We start from the raw sequence: 9,471 nt of genomic DNA on the forward strand, positions 1-9,471 counted from the left end.
TGTCAGAGGACCTTTGCGATCGCGCGGCGCTCGGCCGCGGGCGAGACCGCGAGCACGCCGCGGTCGGAGGGGAGGAGGTCGTCGAGCGCCTCGGCGTCGACGGAGGAGGCGACCACGGTGAACGCGTCGTCGGCGGCGCGGGCGGCGTCGAGCTCGGCCCGGATCGCGCCGCGCAGCTGCGGGTCGGTGACCGTGTCGAGGTCGTCGAGCACCAGGATCGGCGGAGCCGACTCCAGGGCCGACCGGACGTCGGCGACGGGGTCGGCGGCTCCGGCGAGGCGCACCAGCCCGACCCGGCCGCGCACGGCGGCGGAGCGGATCGGCACGACCAGGCCCGCGACCTTCAGGCGCCCGGAGTCGGGGGCGAGCCGACCGGCGATGCTCAGCAGCAGCGCGGTGCGGCCGGAGCGGTGCGGCCCGTGGACCACGAGGGAGGAGCCGGGAGCGACCCGCAGCGAGACGCCGCTGTAGACGGGACCGTCGGGTCCGTCGAGGCGGAGGTCCTCGGCCGCTATCACGTCCGTGGATCCGGGCTCCGGCCAGTCGGCCAGCGCGAGCTCCTTCGTGAGGCCCTCGCCCTCGACGTCGAAGGACGGGAGGATGCGGTCGAGCCAGCGCGGCATGTGCCAGGCGCGGTCGCCGAGCAGGTGCAGCACGGCGGGCACCAGCGTCATCCGCACGATGAACGCGTCGACGAAGACGCCCACGGCGAGCCCGAGCGCGATCGGCTTGATGTTGGTGTCCCCCTCCGGCACGAAGGCGGCGAAGACCGAGAACATGATGACCGCGGCGGCCGTGACCACCTTGGCCGAGCCGACGAAGCCCGACTCGACGGCGGCGCGCGCCGGCCTCCCGTGCACGTAGTCCTCGCGCATCCGCGAGACCAGGAACACCTCGTAGTCCATCGCGAGGCCGAAGAGCACGCCCATCAGGATGATCGGCATGAAGCTGATGATCGGGCCCGTCTTGTCGACGTGCAGAGCGTCCGAGAACCATCCCCATTCGAACACCGCCGCCACGGCGCCGAAGGACGCACCGACCGACAGCAGGTAGCCCAGCGTCGCCTTGATCGGCACCCAGAGCGAGCGGAACACCATCGTCAGCAGCACCAGCGACAGGCCCACGACGAGCAGGCCGAACGGCAGCAGGGCCTTGGCGAGAGTGTCCGAGATGTCGATCCCGACCGCGGTCTGGCCGGTCACCGCGAGGTCGACGCCGTACTCCTGCTGGAAGTAGTCGTGCTTGTCGCGGATCTCGGCGACCAGCGCCTTGGTGGCCTCGGAGTCGGGGCCGCCCTCGGGGATCACCTGGATGATCCCGGTGTCGGCGGTCTCGTTGGGCGTCGCGAGCGGCACCGAGGCGACTCCGTCGAGCTTCTCGATCTCGCCCTTGAGGTCGTCCATCAGGCCGAGCGGATCGGTCGAGCCGATGATCGTGCCGGTGACGATGAGCGGGCCGTTGTAGCCGGCGCCGAAGTTCTCGGCGAGCAGGTCGTAGGTGGTGCGCGCGGGAGTGCCCTCGGCCTGGTAGCCGGCGTCCGGCAGGGCGAGGCGGAGGCTGAGCGCCGGGATGCTCGCGACGCCGAGCACGCCGATCACCGCGATGATCGTCACGATCGGGAAGCGCGTGACGACCCGGACCCAGCCGCGGAAGAACCCGCGCGGGACCTCGGCGTGCACGTGGCCGCCGGGGGAGGCGGTCGCCGCCTCCTCGTGCGCCTCGGTGTCGACGTGGGTGCCCGCGGCGGCGGCGGCCTTCGCGGCCTTCTTCTTCGCGCGGCGCTCCTTCGGGCGCAGCCGCGCGCCGGCGAAGCCGAGGAGGGCGGGGGTCAGGGTGAGCGCGATGACCACGGCGATCGCGACTCCGCCCGCCGCTGCGACGCCCATCGTGGTGAGGAACGGGATGCCCGCGACCGAGAGGCCGACGAGCGCGATGATCACGGTCAGGCCCGCGAAGACGACGGCGGAGCCCGCGGTCGCGGTCGCCCGCGCGGTCGACTCCTCCGGGTCCATGCCCTGCTTCAGCTGGTCCTGGTGGCGGCTGATGATGAAGAGGGCGTAGTCGATGCCGACCGCCAGGCCCAGCATCAGCGCCAGGAGCGGCGTGGTCGAGGAGATCGAGGCGAAGCGGGTGGCGATGAAGATGGCCGACATCGAGAGGGCGACGCCGAGCAGCGCGGTGACCAGCGGCATGCCGGCGGCCAGGAACGAGCCGAAGGTGAGCACGAGGACGACGAGGGCGACCACGAGGCCGATCGCCTCCGTGATGGTCACGCCGGGGAGGTTCTGGGCGAAGAGGTCGCCGCCGAGCGAGACCACGGAGCCGGCGGGCAGCGCGTCCTGGAGGGTCGTCGCCTCGGCCTTCAGCGCATCGCGGCTCTCGGGGCTCGTGGTGGTGGCGGAGCCGTCCATCTGGGCGGTGATGACGAGGGCGTTCCCGGCGTCGGAGATCGTGCCGGAGACGCTGTCGGAGTAGGGGTCCGTGACGGCCGCGACCTCGTCGACGTCGCCGAGCGCGGCGACCGCGTCACTGACGGGGCCCTTCACGTCGGCGTCCTGGACGCTGCCCCCGTCGGGCGCGACGACCACGTACCGCGCGGACGTGCCGCTGACCTGGGGGAAGGTGCGCTCGAGCTGGTCGAGGGCGGTCTGCGACTGCGTGCCCGGGATGGAGAACGTGTTGTCGGTGCCCTGGTTGAGCAGCAGCGCTCCTCCTCCGCCCGCCACCACGATCAGCAGCCATAGGACGGCGACGAGGCGGTGGGCGCGGTACACGCGACGACCGAGACGGTAGAGCAGCGACGACACGCGGTCTCCTGACGATGGGTGGGGAGGGTGGCGATACGTCTCTGTACCAGGGCGGAGCCGGGCTCCGATACACGAGCGTATCCGATACAGGACCGTATTCGATACGTGAATGTATCGGATAGGGTGAACGGCGTCGAAGGTGTTGACAGGGCGGGCAGGAGGCTGGTGATGACGGCGATCGACTCCACCCCTCCCGAGACCTCCCGCCGAGGCCGCACCCGCGAGCGCCTGCTCGACGCGGCCTACGATGTCTTCGCCGAGACCGGCGTGCACAGCGCGTCCGTCGAGCAGATCTGCGAGCGCGCCGGGTTCTCGCGCGGCGCCTTCTACTCCAACTTCTCCACCAAGGAGGAGCTGTTCTTCGCGCTCATGGAGCGGGAGAACGGCGCCCGGGTGACCGCCCTCGTCGAGCAGATGGACCGTACGATCCCGCGCGTCGTCTCGGCCGACGAGCCGCTGACGGCCGAGACGCTGGCCGTGGTGATCCTCGACTTCCTCCAGGGTCCTGCCACCGACAACCGCCGCTGGTGCGTGGTCGAGTCGGAGTTCGAGCTGCTCGCGCTGCGCGACCCGCGGATCGCTCCGCAGTACCGCGACTTCCGCGCCGGCTTCGACGCCTCGCTCGTGCAGATCGTGCACGGGGCGCTGCGCCAGGTGCGCCGCGACTTCTCCCTCGAGCCGACGACGGCCGTGCGCCTGCTGGTGGCGGGCTACGACGACGCGGTGAAGCAGTCGATCCTCGAGGACGAGTCGGAGCCCGAGTCGCTCGAGCGCCTGCGGGCGACGCTGACGGCGATCGTCCTCGCGATCTCGTCCGCCGACGCCTGAGCCGGGCCGGCTCTCGCGGCCGCCGCCGCCGTATGCGCCGGCCGGCTCCGCACCCGGCGGCCGAGCGGCCGCTGGGGAGTGCCGGGTCCGGTCCCCGCTCCTCCGCCTGCGCGACGAGGATGGACCCATGGAACTGCGTCAGCTCGAACACTTCCTCGCCGTCGCGAAGGAGCAGCACTTCACCCGCGCCGCGAGCGCCCTGCAGATCTCGCAGTCGGGCCTCTCGGCGTCGATCCGCGCGCTCGAGAGCGAGCTGGGCAGCCCCCTCTTCACCCGCAGCACGCGCCGGGTCGAGCTGACGCCGGCCGGTCGGGCGATGCTCGCGGAGTCGGAGCGATCGGTCGCCAGCGCGCTCGCCGCCCGCGACGCGGTTCTCGCCGTGCAGGGGGTGCTCCGCGGGAGCCTCGCGGTCGGCACGGAGGAGTGCCTCGGCGGCGTGCACCTGCCGCGTGAGCTCGCGACCTTCCGCGAGCAGCACCCGGGAGTCGCGCTCCGGCTGATCCACGAGGGGTCCGGCACGCTGCTCGACTCCGTCGCCGCCGGCCGCCTCGACCTGGCGCTGGTCGCCGACATCGGAGCCGTGCCGGGCGGCGTGCGGACGATGCCGCTGGCGAGCGAGGGCTTCGCGGTGCTCGTGCGCCCGGGTCACCCGCTCGCGAGCCGCGTCGGCTGCCGCATCCCGGACCTGGCGGGCGAGACGATCGTGGGGCTGCAGGAGCACTGGGCGGCGAGTCACCTCGCGGCGCGGGCGTTCGCGGCGCACGGCCTCGCGTTCGAGGTCGAGCTCGAGGTGAACGACGTGCACACGCTGCTCGACCTGGTCGAGTACGGCATGGGGATCGCGGTCGTGCCGGCGCACTTCGCCGAGAAGCGCCCGGCCGGGCTGCGGGCGGTGGCGCTCGCCGATCCGCTCCTGGTGTGGCGGACGATGGTGGCGGTGCCGGAACGGCCGAGCGCCGCGGCCCGCGCGTTCGTCTCGGCCCTCCCGCAGCCGCTGCAGGACGCGGTCTGAGTCGGATCGCGCTCGCAACGGAGGAGGGACCAGCGCCGAGATCCCGCGATCCGCGTCGGACCGGTGCCTCGACCGGATCCCTCCTCCGTCCTGAACGGGCTCAGTCGAGCGAGGCCAGCTCCTCGGGCGTGAGCTCCAGGTCGGCCGCCGTGGCGGAGTCGCGGATGCTCTCGGGGCGGGAGGCGCCCGGGATCGGCAGCACGACCGGGGCCTTCGCCAGCTCCCAGGCGAGGCAGACGACCTGCGGCGTCACGCCGCGGGCCTCGGCGACCGCCGCGAACGCGGAGTAGCGCGAGCCGAGCTCGCCCGCCGAGGAGATGCCGCCGAGCGGGCTCCACGGCAGGAACGCCAGTCCGAGCTCGGCGCAGAGCTCGAGCTCCGGCTCGCTGGAGCGGAACGACGGCGAGAACTGGTTCTGCACCGAGACCAGGCGCTCGCCGAGGATGCCGTGCGCCTCGCGGATCTGGTCAGGGTCGGCGTTAGAGATGCCCGCGCGGAGGACGACGCCCTCGTCGAGCAGCTCGGCCAGCGCTCCGATCGAGTCGGCGTAGGGGACCGCCGGGTCGGGCCGGTGGTACTGGTAGAGGCCGATCGCGTCGACGCCGAGGCGCTTCGCGGACGCGCGGGCCGCCTCCTTGAGGTACTCGGGGCGGCCGTCCTGGTCCCAGGGGCCGGGCTCGCGCCGCAGGTGGCCGCCCTTGGTGGCGACGAGCACGGCGGAGGTGTCGCCGCCGTAGCTGCGCAGCGCCTCCGCGATCAGCAGCTCGTTGTGACCGAGGTCGTCCTGGGTGGCGAGGTGGTAGGCGTCGGCCGTGTCGATCAGGGTCACGCCGGCGTCGAGGGCGGCGTGGATCGTGGCGATCGAGCGCTCGCGGTCCGGGCGGCCCTCGATCGACATCGGCATGCCGCCGAGTCCGATCGCGCCGACCTGGAGGTCGCCGAGAGTGCGCTGCTTCATGAATGCTCCTTCGCAGTGGGGTGGGTGGTCACCAGGCGTAGTCCTCGGGGGCTGTCCGGTGGCCGGGGAAGATCTCGTCGAGGCGCACGAGGGCCTCGGCGTCGAGGGTGATGTCGACGGCGGCGACGGCGCTCTCGAGCTGCTCGAGCGTCCGCGGCCCGGTGATCGGACCGGTGACGGCGGGCTGGTGGAGGAGCCACGCCAGCGCCAGCTCGCCGGGCGCCTCGCCGCGCTCGCGGGCGAACGCCTCCCACTGCTCCAGCGCGGGACGGTGCTCCTCGATCGCGGCGAGGGTGCGCTCGGAGGAGCGGCGCCCGCCCTCCGCGGTCTTCTCGAGGACGCCGCCCAGCAGCCCGCCCTGCAGCGGCGACCAGGGGATGACGCCGAGCCCGTAGTGCAGCGCGGCGGGCAGGACCTCGCGCTCGACGTCGCGGACGAGCAGGTTGTAGATCGACTGCTCGGAGGCGAGGCCGGTGAAGTGGCGGGCGCGCGCCGCCTCCTGCGCCTGGGCGAGGTGCCAGCCGGCGAAGTTGCTGGAGCCGACGTAGAGGACCTTGCCCTGCTGGACGGCGACCTCCATCGCCTGCCAGATCTCGTCCCAGGGCGTCGTCCGGTCGACGTGGTGGAACTGGTAGAGGTCGATGTGGTCCGTCTGCAGGCGGCGGAGGCTCTCGTCGAGCGCGCGGCGCAGGGTGAGCGCCGAGAGGCGGCCGCCGTTGGGCCAGGAGTCGCGGCCGCGCTCGGCTCCGGGAGCGGCGAACTCGCCCATGTCGCCGAAGACCTTGGTCGCGAGGACGGTGCGCTCGCGGCGCTCGCCGCCCTGCGCGAACCAGCGGCCCACGATCTCCTCGGTGGCGCCGCGGCCGGCCTCGCCTCCGTACACGTTGGCCGTGTCGAAGAAGTTGACGCCCAGCTCGTGCGCGCGGTCCATGATCGCGAACGAGTCGGACTCCTCGGTCTGCATGCCGAAGTTCATGGTGCCGAGGACGGTGCGGGAGACGGACAGGCCGGTGCGGCCGAGGTGCGTGTACTGCATGGTCCCAGTCGACTCCGGTTCGGGCCGCGTGTCCAACAGGTGCTCGGCATGGGTGCGATCGACGGGGGAGGTCAATCGGGGGCGCACCGTCCAGGGGCCGCCCCGCGCCCCGCCTCGGGCCTGCGCGTCGGCCGGGTCCAGCGGCCTCGACCGGATCGCCCGCAGCCCGCCGGGCGCGGTGGCGCCCGGCCGCCCGGGTGCCGGGTTAGAGTCGCGGAATGGTCCGGACGACGCAGCGCCTCGTGATCGCCCTCTCCGCCGTGGTCCTGCTCGCCGGCTGCACGGCGGAGGCGACGAGCCCCGCCGCCCCACCCGCCGAGCCGACCGCCTCCACCGCACCGCCCGCCGCCGGAGCCGAGTCCACGCCGCGGCCGGTGCCGAGCGTCTCGACCACTCCCGCACCCGTCGAGGACGTCTCGGGCGAGTGCGTCGTCCAGGCGCTCGACGAGGGGACGCTCGACGGCGTCGACCTCGAGCGCGTGCGCGACCGCGGCACCCGCGTCGGCGCGACCGGGACGGCGAGCACCGCCTCCGACGGCGCCCCGGCCTCCTACCTGGTGGCAGCGGGCGACATCAGCGAGCGGATCGCGGACCGGTTCTGCATCAGCTCCGACTACCTCTCCGCGCTGAACTCGGTGCGCCGCGACGGCGTCGACATCGACAGCCTCTACAGCGGCGACACCCTCAACCTCCGCCCGGCGACCGTCCTGAGCGTCGGCGACCAGAACGGCCGCGTCCTCGACAACGCCGAGCCCGACGACCTCCCCGCGCAGACCGGCTGACGCCGCCGACGCCCGCCGCCACTCCTCCCGCCTCGCAGCAGCACGCGACCACCGCGGAAGGCGCGGATCCGACGGCACGTGCGCGGCACTCAGCCCAGGACGCCGATCAGGACCGCCGACACGGCGACGGTCGCCGCGAGCCCGGTCGTCCGCGAGCGGCGGCGCGCCGGGTCCTCGAACCACGGCAGCCCGTCCCAGCGCAGCACGGCGCCGGCCGCCCCGGCCGCGGTGAGAGCCACCAGCACGGCCCAGGGGAGCAGCGTCAGCGCCGACCAGTCGACGAGCGCCCGCCCGAGCAGCAGCACGGCGCCGGCCTCGACGCCGCGGGCGAGCGTCCGGACGCGGTCGCGGTCGAGGAACCCGGCCGCCCGGCGCCGGGGGATGCTCCCCATGGCGAAGCGGCCGACGGTGAACGCGACGACGAGCAGGACGAGGATCGAGGCGATCATCACGACTCCTCCCCGGCGCGCTGCAGCAGGCGCAGACCGAGCTCGTCGACCGAGCTCGCCGTGTCCCCGTTGACGAACACGGCTAGGCCGCGCTCCCGGTCCATCGCGAGCATCGTCGAGTAGCCGGAGGTCCCTCCGTTGTGCCAGGTCACGGATCCGCCGTCCTCCGACTCCGAGGTGAACCAGCCGAGGCCGATCCGCGCCCCGTCGGCGTCGAATCGGGGATCCAGGACGCTCGCCGCGGGCACGCCCAGCGCGGGGTCGTCGGTGAGGAGGGCCTGCGCGTAGCGGGCCATGTCCGCCGCCGTGGAGCGGACGCCGCCCGCCGGCGCGTAGCCCGCCATCGTCCACGCGTCGACGGACCGCCCGCTCGCCGAGAAGCCGGTCGGCGCGTCGGCGGGGAGGGCGTCCGCGGTCTCCGGGACGGAGGTCGCGGACATCCCGAGCGGAGCGAGGACGCGCTCGCGGAGGAGGTCGGCGTAGTCGCGGCCCTCGGCGCGGGCGAGCGTCTGGCCCAACACCGCCGCACCGAGGTTCGAGTAGGCGTGCACGTGCTCGCCCTGGTCCGCCTCGGCGGCCTGCCGGAGGACGTCGTCGGCCGACCAGCCCGCGTAGGGGTCCGTGCCGCGCAGCTGGGCGAACAGCGTCGAGGCGAGGTCGCCGACACCGGTGGGGAGGCGCGGCAGGCCGGAGCGGTGGGTCGCCAGCTCCTCGAGCGTCCCGGTGAAGCCGCCGACGTCGGCGTGCTCGGCGACGGGGTCCTCGAGCCCGACCGTCCCCTCGGAGGCGCTCCGGGCGAGGAGGAGCGCGGTCATCGTCTTCGTGACCGATCCGATCTCGACCTCGGTCCGCTCGTCGGCTCCGAGTCCACCGTAGCGCACGCCGTCGGGCGTGATCACGGCGGCGACGAGGTGGTTCCGCGCGCCGTCTCCGACGTCGGTCCGGAGCCACCCGGCGATCTCGGCGTCGCCGGTCGCCTCGGTCGAGAGGGTGGGAGCGGAGGGACGGAGCAGCACTCCGCCGAGCAGGACGACGGCCGCGGCGGATGCGGCGGCGAGAGCGAGGCGGCGGCGGGTCATCGGGGTCCTCCGGAGGCGAGCAGGATCACGAGCAGGGGGACGAGGCGCTCCGGCGGGACGCCGTAGCGACCGCGGCCGCGCGCCTCCAGCCAGCCGGCGGCGACCAGCTGGTTGACGTGGTGGTAGATCTGCCCGGTGGTGCCCGCGCCCTCGCTCTCGGCGAGCTGCGCGACGGTCTCGACTCCGCCGGCCACCGCCTGCAGGAACCGCAGGCGCACGGGGCTGCCCAGCGCGGCGAGCGCGGTCGGCCCGGGGCTCGCTCCCCAGTCGCGCTCGAAGAACGCGTCGGTGCTGAGGCCGTACTGCCACTCGACGGGGCCGGCCGGAGTGGCGACCGAGCCGGCGAAGACGACTCCGCCGGGAGAGGGCAGGCGCTCGCGGAGAGCGGTCAGGGCCCAGAGCGGATCGTCGGCGGCGGGCGCGGCGGGGGTGTCGGCGCGCTCGAGGCGGTCCAGCCGCGCTCGGAGCTCGTCGACCTCGCCGGCGAGGTCTCGGGAGGAGGTCATGCCTCCACTATTGC

Annotated in this window: 9 protein-coding genes; 3 read left to right on the forward strand and 6 right to left on the reverse strand. The window is 73.8% G+C overall.

The window, feature by feature from the left end:
- Positions 1-2: 2 nt before the first annotated feature.
- Positions 3-2,807 (reverse strand): MMPL family transporter, encoded by a 2,805-nt coding sequence (locus C5C82_RS10505; RefSeq protein ID WP_104250664.1) that lies wholly within the window; start codon positions 2,805-2,807, stop codon positions 3-5.
- A 168-nt stretch (positions 2,808-2,975) separates the two neighbouring features.
- On the opposite strand from C5C82_RS10505, the gene C5C82_RS10510 reads away from it, so the two are divergent.
- Positions 2,976-3,635: a TetR/AcrR family transcriptional regulator gene (locus C5C82_RS10510; RefSeq protein WP_104247472.1), complete on the forward strand. Its 660-nt coding sequence runs from the start codon at positions 2,976-2,978 to the stop codon at positions 3,633-3,635.
- A 127-nt stretch (positions 3,636-3,762) separates the two neighbouring features.
- Complete coding sequence (locus C5C82_RS10515) at positions 3,763-4,647, forward strand: LysR family transcriptional regulator (RefSeq protein WP_104222755.1); 885 nt, start codon at positions 3,763-3,765, stop codon at positions 4,645-4,647.
- A gap of 100 nt (positions 4,648-4,747) precedes the next feature.
- On the opposite strand, the gene C5C82_RS10520 is transcribed toward C5C82_RS10515, so the two are convergent.
- Together C5C82_RS10520 and C5C82_RS10525 are read right to left on the reverse strand one after the other, a co-directional pair.
- Positions 4,748-5,605: an aldo/keto reductase gene (locus tag C5C82_RS10520; protein WP_104239446.1), complete on the reverse strand. Its 858-nt coding sequence runs from the start codon at positions 5,603-5,605 to the stop codon at positions 4,748-4,750.
- A gap of 28 nt (positions 5,606-5,633) precedes the next feature.
- Positions 5,634-6,641 (reverse strand): aldo/keto reductase, encoded by a 1,008-nt coding sequence (locus C5C82_RS10525; RefSeq protein ID WP_104355041.1) that lies wholly within the window; start codon positions 6,639-6,641, stop codon positions 5,634-5,636.
- A 218-nt stretch (positions 6,642-6,859) separates the two neighbouring features.
- On the opposite strand from C5C82_RS10525, the gene C5C82_RS10530 reads away from it, so the two are divergent.
- Positions 6,860-7,423 carry a hypothetical protein gene (locus C5C82_RS10530; RefSeq protein ID WP_104355042.1) on the forward strand — a complete coding sequence of 188 codons (564 nt, stop codon included), beginning with the start codon at positions 6,860-6,862 and terminating at the stop codon, positions 7,421-7,423.
- An 89-nt stretch (positions 7,424-7,512) separates the two neighbouring features.
- Here the strand turns inward: C5C82_RS10530 and C5C82_RS10535 are convergent, their stop codons facing one another.
- Genes C5C82_RS10535 through C5C82_RS10545 form a run of 3 tightly spaced genes read right to left on the reverse strand, consistent with a single transcriptional unit; the run spans position 7,513 to position 9,457 of the window.
- Positions 7,513-7,872 carry a hypothetical protein gene (locus C5C82_RS10535; protein ID WP_104326202.1) on the reverse strand — a complete coding sequence of 120 codons (360 nt, stop codon included), beginning with the start codon at positions 7,870-7,872 and terminating at the stop codon, positions 7,513-7,515.
- Complete coding sequence (locus C5C82_RS10540) at positions 7,872-8,951, reverse strand: serine hydrolase (RefSeq protein ID WP_104355043.1); 1,080 nt, start codon at positions 8,949-8,951, stop codon at positions 7,872-7,874. The genes C5C82_RS10535 and C5C82_RS10540 overlap by 1 nt, the downstream gene beginning before the upstream one ends.
- A complete protein-coding gene (locus tag C5C82_RS10545; RefSeq protein WP_104222749.1) occupies positions 8,948-9,457 on the reverse strand; it encodes a helix-turn-helix transcriptional regulator in 510 nt (169 codons plus the stop codon). The genes C5C82_RS10540 and C5C82_RS10545 overlap by 4 nt, the downstream gene beginning before the upstream one ends.
- Between the last annotated feature and the right edge of the window lie 14 nt (positions 9,458-9,471).

This window comes from Rathayibacter sp. AY1D5, assembly GCF_002932515.1.
GTDB lineage: Bacteria > Actinomycetota > Actinomycetes > Actinomycetales > Microbacteriaceae > Rathayibacter.